17 protein-coding genes are annotated in these 20953 nt (G+C 40.9%); 10 read left to right on the forward strand and 7 right to left on the reverse strand.

Translation table 11 applies throughout. The features are described from left to right. Nucleotides 1-15 precede the first annotated feature (15 nt). Nucleotides 16-1158 carry a 5-(carboxyamino)imidazole ribonucleotide synthase gene (locus I6J03_RS12795; protein WP_003011584.1) on the forward strand — a complete coding sequence of 381 codons (1143 nt, stop codon included), beginning with the start codon at nt 16-18 and terminating at the stop codon, nt 1156-1158. Between the two features lie 5 nt (nt 1159-1163). Next, nucleotides 1164-1673 (forward strand): 5-(carboxyamino)imidazole ribonucleotide mutase, encoded by a 510-nt coding sequence (gene purE / locus I6J03_RS12800; protein WP_003011585.1) that lies wholly within the window; start codon nt 1164-1166, stop codon nt 1671-1673. A 41-nt stretch (nt 1674-1714) separates the two neighbouring features. Here purE and I6J03_RS12805 read toward each other — a convergent pair whose 3' ends face one another. From I6J03_RS12805 to bshA, 4 genes are all read right to left on the reverse strand, one after another. Then, nucleotides 1715-2695: a sugar phosphate isomerase/epimerase family protein gene (locus I6J03_RS12805; RefSeq protein WP_003011587.1), complete on the reverse strand. Its 981-nt coding sequence runs from the start codon at nt 2693-2695 to the stop codon at nt 1715-1717. Nucleotides 2696-2795: 100 nt separating this feature from the next. After that, nucleotides 2796-3359 carry a ribosome recycling factor gene (gene frr, locus I6J03_RS12810; protein ID WP_002992704.1) on the reverse strand — a complete coding sequence of 188 codons (564 nt, stop codon included), beginning with the start codon at nt 3357-3359 and terminating at the stop codon, nt 2796-2798. Nucleotides 3360-3389: 30 nt separating this feature from the next. Then, a complete protein-coding gene (gene pyrH, locus I6J03_RS12815; protein ID WP_037459803.1) occupies nt 3390-4094 on the reverse strand; it encodes a UMP kinase in 705 nt (234 codons plus the stop codon). A gap of 77 nt (nt 4095-4171) precedes the next feature. Continuing rightward, nucleotides 4172-5308, reverse strand: coding sequence for an N-acetyl-alpha-D-glucosaminyl L-malate synthase BshA (bshA, locus tag I6J03_RS12820; protein ID WP_002992708.1), 1137 nt, complete (start codon nt 5306-5308; stop codon nt 4172-4174). 277 nt (nt 5309-5585) lie between these two features. Here bshA and I6J03_RS12825 point away from each other — a divergent pair, with 277 nt between their 5' ends. From I6J03_RS12825 to I6J03_RS12840, 4 genes are all read left to right on the forward strand, one after another. Continuing rightward, on the forward strand, nt 5586-6299 hold the full coding sequence (locus tag I6J03_RS12825; RefSeq protein WP_003011588.1) for a DUF1003 domain-containing protein: 714 nt from the start codon (nt 5586-5588) through the stop codon (nt 6297-6299). Nucleotides 6300-6331: 32 nt separating this feature from the next. Then, nucleotides 6332-6742: an alternative ribosome rescue aminoacyl-tRNA hydrolase ArfB gene (gene arfB / locus I6J03_RS12830; RefSeq protein WP_201693721.1), complete on the forward strand. Its 411-nt coding sequence runs from the start codon at nt 6332-6334 to the stop codon at nt 6740-6742. Nucleotides 6743-6897: 155 nt separating this feature from the next. Beyond that, nucleotides 6898-7269, forward strand: a complete 372-nt coding sequence (locus I6J03_RS12835; protein WP_003011593.1) for a BlaI/MecI/CopY family transcriptional regulator — start codon at nt 6898-6900, stop codon at nt 7267-7269. A gap of 35 nt (nt 7270-7304) precedes the next feature. Continuing rightward, nucleotides 7305-8945: a M56 family metallopeptidase gene (locus tag I6J03_RS12840; RefSeq protein WP_003011596.1), complete on the forward strand. Its 1641-nt coding sequence runs from the start codon at nt 7305-7307 to the stop codon at nt 8943-8945. Between the two features lie 71 nt (nt 8946-9016). Here I6J03_RS12840 and I6J03_RS12845 read toward each other — a convergent pair whose 3' ends face one another. Next, a complete protein-coding gene (locus tag I6J03_RS12845; protein WP_039990501.1) occupies nt 9017-10027 on the reverse strand; it encodes a LacI family DNA-binding transcriptional regulator in 1011 nt (336 codons plus the stop codon). A gap of 238 nt (nt 10028-10265) precedes the next feature. Here I6J03_RS12845 and I6J03_RS12850 point away from each other — a divergent pair, with 238 nt between their 5' ends. The 4 genes from I6J03_RS12850 (at nt 10266) to I6J03_RS12865 (ending at nt 17734) form a co-directional block, all read left to right on the forward strand. Further along, nucleotides 10266-13451, forward strand: a complete 3186-nt coding sequence (locus I6J03_RS12850) for a SusC/RagA family TonB-linked outer membrane protein (protein WP_003011600.1) — start codon at nt 10266-10268, stop codon at nt 13449-13451. A gap of 36 nt (nt 13452-13487) precedes the next feature. Further along, nucleotides 13488-15260 carry a RagB/SusD family nutrient uptake outer membrane protein gene (locus I6J03_RS12855; protein ID WP_003011601.1) on the forward strand — a complete coding sequence of 591 codons (1773 nt, stop codon included), beginning with the start codon at nt 13488-13490 and terminating at the stop codon, nt 15258-15260. A 21-nt stretch (nt 15261-15281) separates the two neighbouring features. After that, nucleotides 15282-16847, forward strand: coding sequence for a DUF5123 domain-containing protein (locus I6J03_RS12860; RefSeq protein ID WP_003011603.1), 1566 nt, complete (start codon nt 15282-15284; stop codon nt 16845-16847). Between the two features lie 104 nt (nt 16848-16951). Further along, a complete protein-coding gene (locus tag I6J03_RS12865) occupies nt 16952-17734 on the forward strand; it encodes a rhamnogalacturonan acetylesterase (protein ID WP_003011605.1) in 783 nt (260 codons plus the stop codon). Between the two features lie 80 nt (nt 17735-17814). Here the strand turns inward: I6J03_RS12865 and I6J03_RS12870 are convergent, their stop codons facing one another. Both I6J03_RS12870 and I6J03_RS12875 read right to left on the reverse strand, forming a co-directional pair. Next, a complete protein-coding gene (locus I6J03_RS12870) occupies nt 17815-19434 on the reverse strand; it encodes an NADP-dependent glyceraldehyde-3-phosphate dehydrogenase (protein ID WP_003011607.1) in 1620 nt (539 codons plus the stop codon). 84 nt (nt 19435-19518) lie between these two features. Further along, the gene (locus I6J03_RS12875) at nt 19519-20952 is read right to left on the reverse strand and encodes an MFS transporter (protein WP_003011609.1); all 1434 of its coding nucleotides are present in this window, start codon (nt 20950-20952) and stop codon (nt 19519-19521) included. Nucleotide 20953 lies beyond the last annotated feature (1 nt).

Raw genomic sequence — 20953 nt, forward strand, 5'->3', positions numbered from 1 at the left:
AAGATAAAATTATTTATGGCAAAAGATTTTTATGGTGAGTTGCAATTAGGAATTTTGGGCGGCGGACAATTGGGACGCATGGTCATCCAGGAAGCAATTAATTATAATGTTAATATACACGTCCTCGATCCGGACAAGAATGCACCATGTCGCAAATTGTGTAACCGGTTTGAGGTAGGATCATTAGGGGATTTTCATACCGTATATAATTTTGGTAAAGATCTCGATATGCTTACTATTGAGATTGAAAAGGTAAATGTGGATGCACTGGAAAAACTGGAGGAAGAGGGTGTGCAGGTATTTCCGCAGTCACGCGTTATCCGATTGATCCAGGATAAAGGCTTACAGAAGCAATTCTTCAAACAGAATGATATTCCTACAGCACCTTTTCAACTGATCTCTACAAAAGATAATCTGCTGAATGCGAATATTAATATTCCTTATATCCAAAAATTGAGAAAAGACGGATATGATGGAAAAGGTGTGAAAAAGATTGCTTCACAAGAGGATCTGGAACATGCGTTTGAAGAACCAAGCATGATTGAGGAGTGGATTGACTTTGAAAAGGAGATTGCTGTAATCGTTGCCCGCAATGATAAGGGGGACATTTCGGCATTTCCGTTAGTTGAAATGGAATTCAACCCACAAGCTAATCTGGTCGAGTTTCTGATCTCCCCATCGACATTGAGTTTTGAAATTCAGCAACAGGCAGAGGAAATCGCCAGGAAGATCGCCAATGATCTGCAAATCGTAGGGTTACTGGCAGTGGAAATGTTTTTGACAAAGCAAGGTGAGATTCTGGTCAACGAACTTGCACCAAGACCTCATAACAGCGGACATCAGACAATTGAAGGAAACTATACTTCTCAGTTTGCGCAACATTTGCGGGCTATTTTTAATTTGCCTTTAGGCAATACCAGTACGCGTAGTAATGCAGTGATGATCAATCTGCTGGGAGAAGAAGGGTATGAAGGACTGGCAAAATATGAAGGGATAGAAGAGATCCTGGATATGGAAGGTGTATATCTGCATTTGTATGGTAAAAAATATACAAAGCCATTCCGAAAGATGGGGCATGTATGTATCGTTAATGATAACAGAGAACTGGCGATCAGTAATGCACGCAAAGTTCAGGAAATATTAAAAGTAAAAGCATAAAAATAATGAGTTCAGATAATAAGCCTTTAGTGGGTGTAATAATGGGGAGTAAATCAGACCTTCCTGTCATGCAGGATGCGGTCGATGTACTTAAGACATTGGGTGTATCTTTTGAAGTGACTATCGTGTCAGCACACCGTACGCCTCAGCGTATGTTTGACTATGCTGCAAGTGCTGCGGAGCGAGGTCTCAAAGTAATAGTGGCAGGTGCAGGCGGAGCTGCTCATTTGCCAGGTATGGTGGCATCTATTACCCATTTGCCTGTTATCGGAGTGCCTGTTAAATCTTCAAATTCTATTGATGGCTGGGATTCCGTACTATCTATTCTGCAGATGCCGAATGGTATACCTGTAGCAACAGTAGCGTTGAATGCGGCAAAGAATGCCGGTATTCTTGCAGCTCAGATTCTGGGTACATCAGATCCGGAACTGACGCAGGAGCTTATCCGCTTCAAAAAGGAATTGGGAGACAAGGTTGAGAAAACGGCCCTTGAAGTCGAGAAAATGAAATTCTAAAGAAAACAAAAAAGGGAAGTCTACACTTCCCTTTTTTGTTTTTATCTGACCTTTGTCAAGGTGTTCTCAACGTAATCGTAACTCTTTTGGATGCTGGCAAATTTGTCAGCCATATAGATGTCGTCCTGCTCTACGAAAGCATACTTCAGACCCGATTTGTCAGCGTATTTGACAATGTTCGTAAAATCTATATTGCCGGTACCTACTTCAGCATATTTGATTTCTTTTATAATATCCCCGAATCCGAGTTTGTCCTGTTCGCCACCTACTATCGGTTTGGTAAAGGCTTTGTCCATATCTTTCACGTGCCACATAGAGAAGCGGTTTGGATATTTTTCAAAGTAAGATTGTGGGCTCAATCCTGATTTTTCAATCCAGTAAAGATCCAGTTCAAAATCCACCAGTTCAGGTTCCGTAAATGCGATCAGGATATCTAATCCTTTTGTTCCGTTGGGCTGATCTCTGAACTCCCAGAAATGGTTGTGATAACCCATTTTAATACCGGATTTTTTAGATATCTCTCCGGCTTTATTGAGTTGTTCTGCGGCATATTGATAATCTGCAGATTTTAAAGCATTAATGTCAAACATAGGCGTTACCGGAGCGACGACATAAGATTGGCCTAATTCTTTGGCAATCTCTACATAGCGTTCGACACTTTCTTTGTCTTCATGATTTTTGCTCAGGTATTTTGACAGATCATAATGTCCACTGTGTGTTTCCAGATTATTATCGTCTAATAGCTTTTTAAAATCCTTGATCGGTAATCCGAAAAACTCTCCTTTGGCCACATCTACACCAAATGTCTCGACGTGTTTGTAACCAATTTTTGCGATCTTCTCAATCGTTCCCTTTGCATCTTTTGCCAATTCATCCCTTAGGGTGTACAATTGGATTCCGATATGCTGGAAAGGTCCTTCTGCGATCTTTTTGGATTCACAGGAAAGAAGATACGGACTTAAAAAAGCTGCTGAAACACCGACACCAGCTTGTTTTAAGAATTTTCTCCTAGATTTGTTCATAGTTTGTTTTTTAAGATAATCCAATGTCAATTTACACAATATAAAACTAAATAAAAAGAGCCCTTAATTTAAGGGCTCTCATTATCTGAAATATCAGGACTTAGACAGTCATAATATCTTTTTCTTTCAATTCGGCCAGTTTATCTACCTGTACGATGAAACTATCTGTTAGTTTCTGTACTTCAGCTTCACCAACTTTAATTTCATCTTCTGAAGCGCCGTCATTTTTAAGTTTTTTGATAGACTCGTTTGTATCCTTACGGATGTTACGAATAGCTATACGTCCTTTTTCGGCTTCTTCTTTCGCTTTTTTTACAAGGTCACGTCTTCTTTCTTCAGTCAATGCCGGTACTACCAAACGGATTACTATACCGTCATTTTGTGGATTAAGACCAAGATTAGAATCAATAATTGCTTTTTCGATAGCACTTATCAATGATTTTTCCCAAGGTTGGATAACAATTGTGCGTGCATCTGTGGTATTGACATTACTCACTTGTGCTAATGGGGTAGGGCTTCCGTAATAATCTACAGAAATACCATCTAACATAGACGGGGATGCTTTACCTGCACGGATTTTTGTCAATTCAGACTCCGCGAATGATACTGCTTTAGTCATTGAATCCTTACAGTCATCAAGTTGAAGAGAAATCAGTTCGTTCATATTATGTTTGTTATATTTTCTTATGTATTATTAGCGGACAACAGTTCCTACGTGTTCTCCGTTAGCCAGTTTTTTCAGGTTGCCTTCTTTATTCATATCGAATACTATGATAGGCAAGTTGTTTTCCTGACAAAGTGTGAATGCTGTCATATCCATCACATTCAATCCTCTTTCGTAAACTTCGGTGAAAGAAATCTCGTCAAAACGGGTAGCTGAAGGATCTTTTTCAGGATCTGCGGTGTATATACCGTCTACACGTGTACCTTTGAGTACTGCATCTGCATTGATTTCGATAGCTCTTAATGAAGCTGCTGTATCTGTTGTGAAGTACGGATTTCCGGTACCAGCTCCGAAGATAACAATTCTTCCTTTTTCCAGGTGTCTTACTGCTCTTCTGCGAATAAAAGGTTCACAGATCTGTTCCATCTTGATCGCTGTAAGAAGACGTGTTTTTAACTCGACTTTTTCAAGAGCATCCTGAAGAGCCATACTGTTGATCACTGTTGCCAGCATTCCCATGTAATCTGCCTGAACACGATCCATACCAGATTTTTCAGCACTTAATCCTCTGTAGATATTACCTCCTCCAATAACGATTGCGATTTCCATGCCCAGGCTATGGATTTCTTTGATGTCATTGGCATATTGTCTGACACGGTGAATGTCGATGCCGTAATTTTGTTCGCCCATTAAGGCTTCTCCGCTGAGTTTGAGTAGGATGCGTTTATATTTCATGATTTTCTTTTGGAAGTTTTCCAAAAGCCAAAGATATGATAATTTTTTTAATCCCTTTATTGCCTGTTTGAAGAAAATCAACCTTTTTTGACCTTCTCAATTACTTCATTGTAGTAACTTTCATATTTGGGCATAATATTGCTCAGCTGGAAGTCTTTAGCGCGGTTGAGTGCAGCCTCTTTAAACTGTAGAAGTCTGTCACAGTCTTCCAGTACGCTGATGGCATTTGCGGCCATTTCGTCCACATTACCGACATCACTGAGATATCCGGTCACACCATTGACATTCAGTTCCGGCAAACCTCCGGTATTGGTCGAGATGACAGGCACTTTGCAGGCCATAGCTTCCAGGGCTGCCAGTCCGAAACTTTCGGAGCTGGACGGCATCAAAAACAGATCGGAAACGGAAAGTATTTCTTCAATAGCATCCTGCTTACCTAAGAAACGTACATCCTGACATACATTGAGCTGACGGGATAATTCTTCCGCGTTTCTTCTTTCCGGTCCGTCGCCTACCATGAGCAGTTTGCTTGGTATTTTTTCATTAACCTTCTGAAAGATACGAATCACATCATCTGTCTTCTTTACTTTACGGAAATTGGATGTGTGTATGAGGATACGCTCATCAGAAGGAGCAATAGCTTTTTTGAAGTGCGAACGATCTTTATTGCTGAATCTTTCCAAATCAATAAAGTTAGGAATGACCTGAATATCCTTATTGATATCAAAGTATTCCAGTGTTTGTGACTTTAGATTTTCAGATACTGCAGTTACACCATCAGACTGGTTGATAGAGAAGGTCACGACAGGGCTGAAGCTTTTATCTTTACCTACCAGAGTAATGTCTGTACCATGCAGGGTCGTAATGACAGGTATATTAATACCATAAGTGGCCAGGATCTGCTTTGCCATAAAGGCTGCTGAAGCATGTGGAATAGCATAGTGTACGTGTAGTACATCGAGATTTTCGAACCTGACGACATCTACCAGTTTACTGGCAAGGGCAGATTCGTATGGTAAGAAATCAAAGAGTGGATATTGTGATACGGCGACTTCATGATAGAACAGATTTTCAGAGAAAAAATCCAGACGGGCAGGTTGACGGTATGTAATAAAGTGTATCTCATGACCGTTTGCTGCCAAGGCCTTGCCTAATTCTGTAGCAACAACACCACTTCCTCCAAATGTAGGGTAACAAACTATTCCTATTTTCATGTTCAAAATTTATCTGATGCAAATTAAAGATTATTTCGGACAGGAGAGGATAACTTAATTGCCATAATTCTGCAAAATTTTTGAGACAGCATCGCAAATCTGCTTTGTAAAGTAAAATAGTAAATGTAAAATCAGCCTGCTAACAGGATATATTATGTAAATTGGGATATTATTTTATCTGTTTATGAAATATGTGTAGGAGAAGATACACGGATACTTATGCATACAATCTGTAACCGCCGACTGGCGGATAACTCTTGAAAAGTAAATTATATATATGAAAACATTCGTCAGCGATATTTCCGGCAATCCGTATCCTATACGAGATAAGGTACTTGGCTCTACTCTGAGAAATGCAATAGTGCAGCTGATTCAGGAAGATCATCAGGGATTTGACCGGGATAAATGCTTGTCTACAGGTGAATTGGATTATTATAAAGAAAAATATCTGTCTTCTATTCTTAAAAAGGAAATCGGAGAGCTCACGCAACTTGATCAGATGGTACTGGATAGTCTGAAGAATAATGAGCTTATATCTGCGTCTTTGGATCAGGACCAGGATACAATGAACTTTGGAGATAAAGTCTCAGACAAAGTTGCTGAGTTTGGAGGAAGCTGGACATTTATTCTTTCTTTCATCGCTTTTCTGATCTTGTGGATTTTGGTGAATATATACTGGTTAAGTAACAAAGGTTTTGACCCTTATCCATTTATTTTACTCAATCTGATTCTATCTTGTATAGCAGCGCTGCAGGCTCCTGTCATTATGATGAGTCAGAACAGGCAGGAAGAGAAGGACCGTGAAAGGGCTAAGAATGATTATATGGTCAACCTGAAAGCTGAACTTGAAATCCGTGCGCTGCATGAGAAGATCGATCACCTGATTATCCATAAGGAACAAGAACTCGTAGAAATGCAGCAGTTTCAGGTGGATGTTATTAAAAATCTGATTGAAAAGATCGATAAACTTGAAAGCAAACTGAATAAGTAGGAACTGCCTCTTAAACTTTCTATTTTTGTGTAATGATAGCTAATAAAGAGATTCTGCTTACAGAACTTGTATTCAAATTTTCCAGATCCGGCGGTGCCGGAGGTCAGCATGTCAACAAGGTCTCTTCCAAGGTATTACTGCAGTGGGATGTGGCCGGGAGTACATTTTTTTCTGAAGATCAAAAAGCTATTCTTTTTCATGCGCTCTCTAATCGCATTAATAAAGATGGAGTATTGCAGTTGGAAAGTGATAATGACCGCTCTCAGGTGAAGAATAAAGAAATCGCAATTCAGCGGTTTCTGACCATTGTAGACACGGCGCTAATACCAGTTAAAGCCAGAAAAAAAACGAGAATCCCTTATTCTAAAGTCGTTGACCGTCTGGACAGGAAGAAGAGACAGTCAGAACTGAAGAAATCCAGAAGCAAGAAATTTGATGAGTAATTGTTGATACAATAAAATTCTTATTTAAATTTATTTTGCTGTAAATCAGGAATTTATATTTAAAAACTAAAAAATTAGTTGTGAAACTATATTTTTAGTTTTAAACTTGTTTTATAATCGATTACTGGCAATATTGTCTTATTATTCATAGAGTTATGGACGAAATCAAAGAACTTACAAAAGCAGAGGAACAAATTATGCATGAGCTTTGGGAGATAAATGGCGGATTTGTAAAGGACGTTATCGAACGCCTTCCGGAACCGAAGCCAGCATATAATACCGTGTCTACTATCGTGCGGATATTGGAAACCAAGGGTTTCCTGATGCACAAATCTTACGGCAAGAGTCATCAATATCTGCCTAAGATTTCAAAAGAAGAGTATAAGAAAGTAATTACGGGTAAATTACTGAACAATTATTTCGATAATTCAGCGAAGAGTATGTTGTCCTTCTTTCTAGAGGAAGATAAACTGAATCTGAAAGATGTAAATGAATTGTTGGAGATAATCGCCAAACAGAAAAAATAACCAAGCGGATCTACATTATTATAAACAAAAGTATTATGATGACTTACCTGATCATGGCCAATTGCAGTATGCTTGTATTGTATATGTTGTACTACCTGCTGCTAAGAAAACTTACTTTTTTTCAGTGGAACAGAGTTTATCTGATAGGAGCATTATTAGTTTCCCTGATTGTACCAGCATTGCAGTTTATGGATTTTTCCGATAGCGTATATGCCGCCGATATTATTCCTGTAATCAAAATGAATATGATCGCTGTGCAGGGAGACGTCATTGTGCTGAATCCTAAACCTCTTACATTCAGTGTGATTGTGGTATATTGGGTAACTGTAGGTGTGGCCGTTGTTTATTTTCTAATCAGATTGCTGCGTATTTTCAGATTATTCAAAAAGCAAAATCCGAAAATTTCTTTTTCGTTTCTGCAACAGATCTATGTTGGTGATGCAGTCGCAAATGCTTCTCTGATCTATGCACATGAAGATGTCCACGTGAAACAACGACATACTTACGATATCCTGTTTGTAGAGATTGTCCGTATTTTCAACTGGTTCAACCCTGTACTATACTTTTATATTAAAGAATTAAAATTTCAGCACGAGTGTATAGCTGATCAGATTTGCTCCGGGCAGGACAAGCGTTCCTATGCGGAAGTATTGATTGCGAATGCTATGAACGTGCCCCCTCATGTTATATTTCATGAGTTTTCTAATCAATCATTTTTAAAGAAAAGAATTATGATGTTATTTCAGAACAGATCAAAATCCATCAATAGGATAAAATATGTGTTGCTACTTCCTTTAACCGTTGGTTTAGGGGTTACAGCATTAGCCTTTAATAAAACATTAGATGTTGTCAAGACAGATCTGGTATCTAAGGTAATGGATGTACATCTTCCTCTACCAGATGCACCAAGTTTTCAGAGGCAAGAAGTAGATGTAGAGGATAAGAAACCTGCGCAACAGCAAGAGCCGGTCGTAAAGACTGCGGAAGTTCTTCCTGAGCCTCCGGGAGGTATGAAGGCCTTTATGACATTTATAGGGCAAAATTATGTATATCCTGATGCCGCAATACAAAATAAAGTAAATGGGATAGTGACGATAGCTTTTATCGTGGAAAAAGATGGATCTTTGTCAAATTTTAAGATTACAAAAGATATTGGCTATGGTGCAGGAGAGGAAGTTATACGAGTACTTAAAATGGCGGAGAAATGGAAGCCGGGATTAAATAATGGTAAAGCGGTAAGGGTTGCTTATACAATTCCTTTGAGATTAGCGGCTGCCAGCGCCGCACAAAATACCGAAACAGAACAGCGGGATATTTCTCCAAAAGCAGGTGTACCTAGCCCTCCGGATGAGTATATAGTTTTAACGAAAGTTGAAAAAGGTCCGGAGCCGACAGAAGGTTTTCAGAAATTTATGATGTTTATCGGGAATAATTATCAGTATCCAAGTGAAGCCGTTAAATCAGGTGTAAATGGTAAAATACTGCTCACTTTTGTCGTGGAGAAAGATGGTTCACTGACAGATTTCAAAATTGCACAAGACCTGGGATATGGAACAGGTGAAGCTGGACTGGCTGTGTTAAAAAAATACAATCAGAAATGGACTCCCGGGGTTCAAAACGGGAGACCGGTCAGGGTAATGTATACGCTGCCAATACAACTCAATACAGTGAACTAAATTTGTGCTTAGCTGAAAAAATCCCGACAATCAAATTGTATCGGGATTTTTTATGGTACTGGCTTTTAGTGTTAGTTGGCCTTGATTAATTCGGTCTGTAGTATAATAGTTTCAAATTCCTCAATAGGGTAATTGGATTCTATCATTTTGATAAGCAGCTCTGTCGCTATTTTACCCATCTCTACTGCAGGTTGTCTGACAACATTCATGGTTGGGGAGAAGAGACTCACGACATTTGAATTGGTAAAGCCTGATATCGCAATCTTATTGGCCAATTCCGGATTTTTGGTTTTGAGAGCCAGCAAAAAACCGGTGGACAGACGATCACCTGATATAAATATCGCATCGAAATTCTGCTCTAAGAGTTCATCTACAACATTTTCCAGTTCATGAAGGTTCATACCTCCGTATAAACAATGTTTTACCAGATCCTCATTAAACGGGATGTGGTATTTTTTCAATGCATCCTGATAGCCTTTTAACCGCTCCCGCGTGATGGAAAGATTTTTGGCATTGTTGAGATGTGCAATTTTTCTTTTTCCAGACAGGATCAACTGTTCTGTAGCCGCAAATGCTCCTTTGTAGTTGTTGACAATGACCTTGAACGTATCGAAATCCTCAGGCACCCGGTCAAAGAATACAATAGGAAATCCTCTTTCATAGAGTTTTCTTAGGTACGATATATCTTCTGTCTCGGAAGCTAAAGCGATCAGTAATCCATCTACGGATCTGGAACTCAGATATTCTACATTGAGTTTTTCTCTTTCAGCCGATTCATGGGTCTGGGAGATCATTACATTATAGTTCTTCTGATAGGCAACAGACTCTACGCCGTTAATGACCTGGGAGAAAAAATTGTTTGCAATTTCACTGAGTACAATCCCGATAGAATAGCTTCTTTTTTCTTTGAGACTTCTGGCTATAGGGTTGGCACGGTAGTTTACTTTTTCGGCATACTCTAATACGATTTTCTTAGTTTCCGGACTAATTTCATAGCTATCTCTTAGTGCTCTGGAGACTGTAGAAGTAGATAGATTAAGTGCCTGAGCAATATCCTTGATCGTATAGTTTTCAAATTTCATTCCTAACAAATATAAGCAATGTTGGCAAGATTACGGCAAAATGGGATTTCGTATTTTCTGACCGCAATCGATGTCGGGAACGATTGCATAACTTTTGGCTCAAAAACGGCTTCTACTGGAATTTACTTCGCATTTTTGTGATATGATAACCGATTATAAGAATTAGACAGATAACCGTAACTAATTGCCTTCTTCTTATTAAAAAATAATAACATCTATTAACTCAAACTAATCACTTATGAGTAAAGTGCTTATGCTATTAACTGCTTTTTGTCTGTCGATAGGGGTTTCTTTTGCCCAGAACAGACAATTGCAAGGTACAATCAAGGCTGCAGACTCGGGGCAAACGTTATCCGGAGTCAGTATAAAAGTTCTTGGTACCAATGTCAGTACCAGTTCTGACAGTAAGGGGAATTTTAAAATTAATGTGCCGGCTCAGGGCGGTACACTTCAATTTTCCTATGTGGGGTATACGACACAATCTGTACCCTTCAAAACCGAGTCAACCCTCAATATCTCTCTGCAGACTGTAACGAATGCACTGGAAGAAGTGACCGTCAATGTAGGGTATGGCGTCGTCAAGAAAAAGGATCTGACAGGAGCCGTGGCTTCCGTGAGTGCGGATGTCATTTCCAAAGCTCCGGTCGCATCGGCTTTGGAAGCTATACAGGGGCGTCTTTCCGGTGTGAATATTTCCAGCACGGAAGGATCTCCGGATGCCGAAATGACAGTACGTGTACGTGGGGGAGGTTCTATCACAGGAGATAACTCGCCACTCTACATTGTGGACGGATTCCCGGTAACGACTATCGCTGATATCGCACCTTCTGATATCGAATCTATTGATGTCCTGAAGGATGCATCTTCTACTGCTATCTATGGTTCCAGAGGTGCGAATGGGGTTATTATTGTGACCACCAAGACCAGCAAAACAGGTAAATTTTCTGTGAGTTACAATGCTTTTGGCGGTGTTCGTAACATTGCAAATACGCTGGATGTATTGCAGCCGCTGGACTATGCCAGGTGGCAGTATGAGCGTGCTTTACTAACCAGGAGTATCGATACCTACACCAAATATTTTGGAAACTTTCAGGATATAGACCTGTATGACGGAGTGGCTACGAATGACTGGCAGGATATTGTATTTGGCCGTACAGGTAATACTTTTAATCAGAATGTGAGTCTGAGTGGAGGTAGTGAGAAGACGAAGTACAGCTTTAGTCATAATTTTATCAAGGATAAGGCTATTATGGTGTCTTCAGGATACAATCGCCAGAATATCAATTTTAAGCTTAACCATAAACTACATAAGCGTGTATCACTGGATCTTGGTTTCCGTTTTTCGGATATGAAGATTGAAGGAGGAGGTGCGAATGAGCAGAATGAAAAATCATCGGCAGATTCGCGTTTGAAAGCTGTAATGGTATATCCGGGTATCCCTGTTCAGGGCTTAACAGATTCGGAAGAGACAGATGAGGGCTTTAATCTGTTTGATCCGCTGACTTTTATCGCTGACAATGATCAGCTTCAGAAGCGTCGCAGTTACAATTTAAATGGTAGTATAGGTTGGGAAATAGTGGATAATCTACGATTCAAGACAGATTTTACCTTTGATGACGGAAATAATTCTAATGATCGTTTTTATGGTAAAACGACCTATTATGTGCGAAATACACCGGAGGATAAGAATCAAAATCTGCCGGCTGTGATCTTGTCGAAGATATCCAGACAATCTATCCGAACAGCGAATACGCTGAACTATGACTTCAAAAGCCTGCTCAATAAGGATCACAATCTGAATGTTCTGTTGGGTCAGGAGTATATTTTTACTAAATCCAATGCATTGACAAATACGGTTCACGGATTTCCGTCTACCTTTACCTTTGATCAAAGCCGAAAACTAACCGCTCAGGGTAAGCCATTTTCTACCGAGAATTTTTTCAATGCAAATGATATTTTATTATCCTTCTTCGGTCGTGCTAACTATGATTTTCGCGGAAAGTATCTGTTAAGTGCTACCTTCCGTGCCGATGGTTCATCTAAATTTGGCCCGGGTAATAAGTGGGGATATTTCCCATCCGTTTCCGGAGCATGGAGAATCTCTGATGAGGCATTTATGGATGCTTCAAAATCCTGGCTGAATGATCTGAAACTAAGACTGAGCTATGGTACTGCAGGTAATAACAATATCCCTACAGGACAGATCGATCCTACGTTTACCGTAACACCTACTTCCTGGATTAACGGATACAGCAGTTTCTGGTCTACTTCCAAGATCATGTCCAATCCGGACCTGAAGTGGGAAACAACTATTACCCGAAACCTGGGATTAGACTTTAGTTTATTTAATAGCCGTGTGACAGGTACAGTAGAGGCTTATCTGAATAAAACAAAAGATCTTCTGATTGACTATCCGATCGCAGGGGTAGGATATGACAGCCAGTACCGTAATATGGGTGAGACGCAGAATAAAGGTGTTGAAGTTGCTTTAAACTGGGCTGCTGTTAAATCTAAAGATTTTGATCTCAATGTATCGGCAAATATTAGTTTCAACAGAAACCGTGTTAATTCTCTGGGACTTCTGAATGCGATTAACTGGCCTTCGAGATGGGCTTCTACAGAGATCGGATCCGATTACTGGGTACAGCCGGGTGCTGCTGTCGGCCAGATGTATGGCTATAAGTCAGCCGGCCGATATGAAGTATTTGATTTTACCGGATACGATGCTGCAAAGGGTATATGGACACTCAAAGAAGGAGTTGCTACCGCTAATGATGTGATCGGTACAATTCGTCCGGGATCTATGAAACTGGAGGATCTGAATAGAGATGGTAAAATAAACGAAAATGATAAGACGATCATTGGTAATGCTAATCCTAAACATACCGGAGGTTTCTCGATCAATACACGGTATAAGAATTTTGATCTTACAGCACTCTTCAACTGGAGCTTCGGGAATGATATCTACAATGCCAATAAGATTGAATATACCCAGACCAGTAAGTATCACTCCCGTAATATGATCTCTATTATGGAAGAAGGTCAGCGCTGGACGAATCTGCTGCCTGACGGAACTATCAGTAACGATCCTGCTCAGCTGGCAGCCATGAATGCAAATACAACGCTGTGGTCGCCGCTTACCAAACAGTTTATCTTCAGTGACTGGGCTGTAGAAGATGGTTCGTTCCTGCGGCTGGGTACATTGACATTGGGGTACACATTTTCGAATGAACTGCTACAAAAGGTCAAAGTAAAGAACCTGCGTATATATGGTACAGGGTATAATCTGTTTCGTATCACAAACTACAGTGGCTTTGATCCGGAAGTATCTACCAGAAGACAATCGGCACTTACACCGGGAGTAGATTACTCTGCTTATCCTAAGAGTCGCTTGTATGTGGTAGGGGTAAATCTGAGCTTCTAAGGATTGATATCAATTAATGATCAAAAAATTTTAGAGATGAAAAAGACATTTTATAAAATAGCATTTGCAGCAGTATTGGGGACTTCTCTGGTCTCTTGTAATAAACTTCTGGATGCACCTGTACAGTCAGCGATGGATGAGTCTGTTATTTTTTCTTCACCTGTACTGGCAGAAGGTGCAGTAGCAGGAATCCTGCAGTCATTCGGAGAGACAAATTCATATCGTGGGCGTTACCTTGTTTATTACGGTATCAATACCGATAATGAAGTGGGAAATTCACTGAAAAATACGACTGATGAAAAAAGTCTGTTAGCCAATTATCAGACGAATGCAAATAATACCCAGATGAATACAGATAATAATGCCTGGGCTAAATTTTACGAAGCTATTGAACGTGCTAATCTGGCTATCCGGGGATTGCGTGCATACGGAAATATTGAAAATAATGCACAATTGGCTCAGATTCTTGGGGAAGTGCTGGTCTTGCGTGCTGTGGTTTACAACGATCTTGTAAAGGGATGGGGAGATGTACCGGCACGATTTGAGCCTTTAACATCTGCCAATACATATGTTCCGAGAAGTGACAGGGATATTATTTACAAACAAATACTGGCCGATCTCAAAGAGGCCGAAAATTATCTTCCATGGCCTAACGGCAATACAAAGACACAGTCTGTAGAGAAGGTCAATAAGGCATTTGCAAAGGGATTGCGCGCACGTATAGCGCTGGCTGCCGGTGGATATGCACAGCATGCTGACGGGGTGCGCCTGAGCCGTGATCCGGATCTGGAACGCACAAAGATGTATCAGATAGCGAAAGAAGAATGTCTGGATGTGATCAATAGCGGCACATTGAGACTTTTAGGTTTTGAGGAAGTGTTCAGAACGCTATGTCAGGAAACGAATCTGGCGGGTAAAGAGTCTATGTGGGAGATCCCGTTCTCTGAAGGTCGCGGGCGTGTATTGTTTGATCTGGGTGTAAAACATACGACTACTGATAAATATACTATGCAGAATAAAGGCGGTACCAATGGTCCGAATCCGATTATGTGGTATGAGTATGATAAGGATGATGTTAGACGTGCTGTATCTGTGGTGCCCTACGAGTGGACCAATGGTAAACAGGTACCTACCAATCTGAATAAGTGGTATTTTGGAAAGTACCGTTATGAATGGATGAAGCGCGTAGTAACTTCTACCAATGATGACGGACTCAACTGGATGTATATGCGGTATTCAGATGTAGTACTCATGGCTGCAGAAGCTGTAAATGAACTGGATGGTCCGCAGGCTGCTGCTACATATCTCAAAATGATCCGGGATCGTGCTTTCCCTACACATCCGGAAAAAGTAACGGCATATATGTCTGCTGCAACGGTGAGTAAAGAAGCTTTTTTTAATGCTATTGTTGACGAGCGCTCCTTAGAGTTTACAGGAGAGATGCTGAGAAAGGGAGACCTGATTCGCTGGAACCTGCTCTCTGCCAAGCTTAATGAAGCCAAGCAAAAGCTGCAACTACTGGAAAACCGTCAGGGCAGATATGCAGGCTATCCTAAGAATGTATACTATAAGACATTGGCAGATGGTGAATCTGTCGGGATCTATGGTCTGGAAGCCGGAGATACTGATGCAATAGGAGCTACATACGGCACATCTAAAACATGGAAGCTGGCTGCTGATAATGATCAGGTCGCTTACTGGGACGCGATGTTCCTTCGGGATCCGAATCTGCAGCAGTTCTGGCCTATATGGCAGTTCTTTATTGAGGCCAGTAACGGACAACTGACGAATAGTGGTTACAATTTCTAACTGTTTTAAAGATTAGATATTATGAAAGTACATTTAAAAAAATACGCTATATACGGGCTGTTAGGAATTTCCCTCTCTTTATCGGGTTGTTCCAAAGAGGCTCTGGATGTGATCAAAACACTGAATACGGATCAGTCTTTTTCACCTGTAGGTTTAACGGCTATTCTGGATGGTAAGACTTCTATCGTATTGACGTGGACAAAAGCGATCAATGTAGAGGCTTATACGGTTGAATTGTCTGAAAGTGCGAATTTCGAAGGAACTCCTTTTAAGACCATTGAAAATATTAAGATCAGCGAATTGCCATACACTATTTCGGGTCTGTCCGGAGATACGGAATATTATATTCGTGTTAAGGGGACTATGACCGGTAAGGAAGATTCAAAGTGGGTAATGACAACCTTAAAGACTGCATCTGAGCAGATCTTTAATCCGGTAGACCTGTCCACTATTACAGCTAAGTCTGTGGTATTGAGCTGGCCTGCAGCTGCTGCGGTTACCAGTATAAGTCTTTCTCCCGGCAACATTCAGCGGAGCCTTACAGCTGATGAGATAGCGAAAGGTTCGGCATTGATTGAAGGCCTGATCCCGGAGACGAGCTATAGTGCGATATTATTGAATGGAACAAAAACAAGAGGTACTGCGATCTTTAAAACAGGGATAGATATAGGAGATGCTATTCTGGTAACTTCCGTGGCAGAATTAACAGCTGGTATTGCATCTGCCAAAGGAGGAGAAACTTTTGCGCTGACGGGAGGTAACTATGATTTTGTCGGAGCTACGGGTGTATCACTGGCATTATCCAAGCCTGTAGCTATTGTGGCTGCACGTGTATCGGAAAAACCTGTATTGAATAATGTCGGATTTACGTTGTCCGCAGGGGCAGCGTTGAAATTTCAAAATGTAATTGTTGACGGAGGTAATAATCTGAATAATGCAATCACTGTCGGAAACGGAGTGTATGGGGAGATCATTGTCGAAGGCAGCGAGATACGGAATTATAAAGCAGGAGTCATCATTATGAATACCTCAGGAACTTCATCCAGTACTGTTGCAGCATTGAAGATCAATAACAATATCTTCCGTAATTATGGAAACAGTGGCGAGTTTATTGATTTTCGTACAGGCTTTCCGTTAAGTATCTCTTTTACGAATAATACAGTTTATGGGGTTGCCGACCGGGAGTTTATTCGTATAGATGCGGCGGGTACTAATGTATATCCGGCCGGAGGAGTTGGTATTTCTGTGAGTAACAATACTTTGGTCGGGCTGGCCAATGCATCCAGCAGGAGATTTTTCTATGTACGTATTCCGGCAGCAAATCACAGTATTTCATTTACTAAGAATATAGTAACGGGTACGGTAGGTTTATTAGCCAATCAATCGCAGACTAATATTACGACATTGAGTGGAAATAACTACTTCAATGCTACGAGTCTGCAGGTTACCGCATCCGGGACTGTTAAAGTAGATGCTAATGGTACAAGCCTGGATCCGGGATTTGCAAATGCTGCAAATGGTGATTTTACAATCAGTAACAATACACTCAAGGGAAATGGGATAGGAGATCCGCGCTGGATCAGATAGAGATTTAGTTAGTTATCCATATTTTAAATTTAAAGGAGTATTCAGCATATCGGATATTCCTTTATCTGTTTATTGCTTAAAGAAAAGATTTAGTACCTGTTAATATGAATTATTGTACACTCAAAAGAGGATTATCGCTCCTTGTTATGATCGCTGTGATCATCGGTTTGTATGCTTTTACTGATAAGGAACCTGTTACACTCTACATTATCGGAGATTCTACAGCTGCAAATAAGACGGCTAAAACTTACCCTGAAACCGGATGGGGGATGAAACTTCAGGAGCTGTTTAATGAGCATGCGGTGATTGTCGACAACAGGGCTTTGAATGGTCGCAGCACAGCTTCCTTTAAGCATGATTACAATACCAAATCCCATACGGTGGTCAATCATTGGAGGCTGGTACTGGAAAAGATAAAACCCGGAGATTATGTATTTATCGAATTCGGGCACAATGATGAAAAAATTCATAAACCTACTGTAGGTACTTCTCTGGAAAAGTTTAAGGCCAACCTTACAGAGTATGTGGAAGAAACGCGTCAGAAGGGGGCTATTCCTGTGCTGTTGACTCCTATAGAACGCCGAAACTGGATAAACGGCAAGCTGGTTGAGACGCATGGCGGTTACCCTGATATCACTCGTGAGGTGGCAAAACAGTTAAATGTACCCTTAATTGATATGCAGATTAAAACAAATAGCTTACTTTCCCGTTTAGGAGAGGAAGGATCTGTTTCCTTATTCAATCATCTGCCTCCGGGACACGAGAATTACCCAAAGGGTATTCAGGACAATACGCACTTATCACCCAAAGGAGCAGAGCAACTTGCGAAGCTGGTAGTTGATGGCATTCAGGAATTAAATCTTACGCTTGCAACTGCACTTCGGTAGTAAATCTCTGCTGTTATAAACAAAAAATGAGCCTCGTCTACAATCGTAAACGAGGCTCTGATTTTTAAAACAATTAAATATTAGAAGATATACTTCGTGCTTAGGAAATTAGATTCATTTTCACTCACAATTTCATTGAATAGCTTTTTGTTGCTATCGGTGAATTTGGTGGCTACTAATGAGCGGATAGAGAAGGAGCGAAGTGCATCCACTACAGACAGTGTTCCTTCGGCACTGTCTTTTCGTCCTGTGAACGGAAAGACGTCCGGTCCGCGCTGACACTGGCAGTTGATATTGACACGGCTCACCTGATTGACCAATGGATCTATAAGTGATGATACCACAGAAGCATTGTTGCTGAATATAGATACCTGCTGACCATGAGGTGAGCCGATCAGATATTCTATAGGTTCTTCCAGATCATCGAAAGGGACTACAGGAATAATAGGACCGAACTGTTCTTCACGATACAGCTTCATGGCATGGTTTACCGGATATACAATCGCCGGATATACAAATGACTCCAGGGTCTCCCCACCGTGCTCATTGACAACTTTGGCTCCATTGGCAATCGCATCTGTGATACAGGCTTCCAGATATGCCGGTTTACCAACTTCCGGAAGAGGAGTAAGGGCAACCCCTTTTTCCCAAGGCATACCGTATTTTAATTTGGCTACTTCTACAGAGAGTCTTTTGAGGAACTCCTGGGCAAGGCTACGATGTACATATACGATCTTGATCGCTGTACAACGCTGTCCGTTGAATGACAGAGAGCCTAATAAAGTCTCGGATACAGCAAGATCGAGATCCGCATCTTTGGTAATGATCGCCGCATTCTTAGCATCAAGTCCCAGAATAGCTCGCAGACGGTTTACTTTAGGGTGCAGCTTTTTCAGTTCATCCGCTACACGACTGGATCCTATGAGTGTCAGTACATTGATCTTGCCGGACTGCATTAACCCCGGAACAATATTATTACCACGTCCATAGATGGTATTGACTACTCCTTGCGGAAAACTGGAACGGAATGCTTCCAGTAAAGGATAGTGCAAAAGTGTACCATGCTTAGGTGGTTTGAAGAGTAAGGTATTGCCCATGATAAGTGCAGGAATCAGCGTCGTGAAGGTTTCATTCAACGGGTAGTTGAATGGCCCCATACAAAGCACCACTCCCAGTGGTGAGCGACGTATCTGTGCGATAATCCCCTGTTCGATCGTGAAGCCCGATGACTGGCGATCTATATCTTTTAACGCATCTATCGTAGCATAGATATATTCTACCGTGCGGTCAAATTCTTTTACGGAATCGGTATACGATTTACCGATTTCCCACATGATCAGTTTGACGACGATATCTTTCTGCTCGATCATCTTATGTGTAAAGTTTTCTACACAGGTGATCCGGTCAGCAACACTCATTGTCGGCCATTGACCTCTGCCGTTGTCATATGCGGCTACAGCAGCATCCAGTGCTTCCTGAGATTCTTTTTCCGTACATACCGGAAAACTACCAATACGCTTTCGCTGCAAGCCATCTTTGGTCTTGACACAGATGGGTGAAAAGACTTCGTTGACAGGGCCATTCCAGGCTTTCATCTCTCCGTTGGAGAGATATTCACGTTGGTCAATCTGCTCATGCAGTGCATACTCGTCAGGAATATCTTCCTCCTGAAGGAATATGTCTTCTAGGTTTAAGGACATAATATTTAAAGGTTGATTAATATATTTTTATTTATATGGGGTATTCGTCATATGGAAATTCATGGTGTGAAATAATCTTTATTTCTAGAAATTTACGATTTTCATTTTAGGAACCAAAGCCTTCATCACTACCCATGCAATAAGATAGGCTATGGCACAAAAAGAAAATATGATGAAATATCCTGCTTCAGCACCCTGAAAACCCAGGAATTGCATATGTGTTTGTTCAGCATGATCAAATAGCCATCCTGAAATTTTGTTGATAAAAAATGATCCTACCCCTCCTGCGAGTCCTCCTATTCCGGTAATGGTAGCAATAGCTGCTTTCGGAAACATGTCTCCTACCGTAGAAAAAATATTCGCCGACCAGGATTGGTGTGCAGCACCTCCAATCCCCACAAGAATCACGGGAAACCAATAGGAGAAATGTCCTAATGGCTGAGCAAATAAAACCAGTAGCGGGAAGAAAGCGAAAATGAGCATGGCTTTCATACGCCCTTCGTATGGGTTCATGCCTTTTTTCTCTACTAATATTGTTGGCAGGTATCCGCCATAGATGGATAATAATGTAATAGCATAGAGCACGAAGATCGCTAATTGCCCTTCTCCGTCAGAGGATTTGATGTGGTAGACTTCACTGAGATAGGCTGGCATCCAGAACAGATAAAACCACCATACACCGTCAGTCATAAATTTTCCAAAGGCAAAAGCCCAGGTTTGCTTGTGTTTGAAGCAATCTTTAAAGGATACTTTCTTTACTTCTACTACACCTGCTGCAGTATCAGCAAGACTATCTTGTTGTATATAGGCCAATTCCGCAGCATTGACTTTAGGGTGTACTTCGGGTTTTTTATAAATAAACGTCCAGAAGCCCATCCACACAAAACCTGAAGCCCCGATAATAATAAATGACATTTCCCATCCCCATTTTGCAGCGATAACAGGTATCGTAATCGGAGCTGCCAGTGCTCCTATAGTCGCTCCGGCATTAAAGATACTGGTGGATAAAGCTCTGTCTTTTTTCGGAAAATATTCTGCAGTCGCTTTAATGGCTGCGGGAAAATTGCCGGCTTCACCTACTGCAAGTAAGAACCGGGCAAAGATAAACAGGGTTACACTGACATTAATGATCAGGCCGACATCGTTGATTTTCGAAATAGCTTCTTTTGCACCGTGAAATCCGACAAGCCATTCTCCTGCCACTATTCCTGAAGTAGCAATACCACAAAAAGCATGCAGTATGGCTCCGAAAGACCATATCCCAATGGCCCATAAAAATCCTTTTTTTGTATCCATCCAATCTACAAACCGTCCTGCAAACAGCATACTCACGGCATAGAAAATAGAAAATAAAGCGGTAATAGTACCGTAGTCGTTATTGGTCCAGTGAAATTCAGGAGCTATAAAGTCTTTCCAGGTCAGGGACAGTACCTGTCTGTCTAAATAATTGATCGTAGTAGCAAAAAACAACAGGATACATATTGTCCAGCGAAACTTGCCTGCTTTTATTTGGTTCATA

Source organism: Sphingobacterium spiritivorum (assembly GCF_016724845.1).
GTDB classification, from domain to species: Bacteria; Bacteroidota; Bacteroidia; order Sphingobacteriales; family Sphingobacteriaceae; genus Sphingobacterium; species Sphingobacterium spiritivorum_A.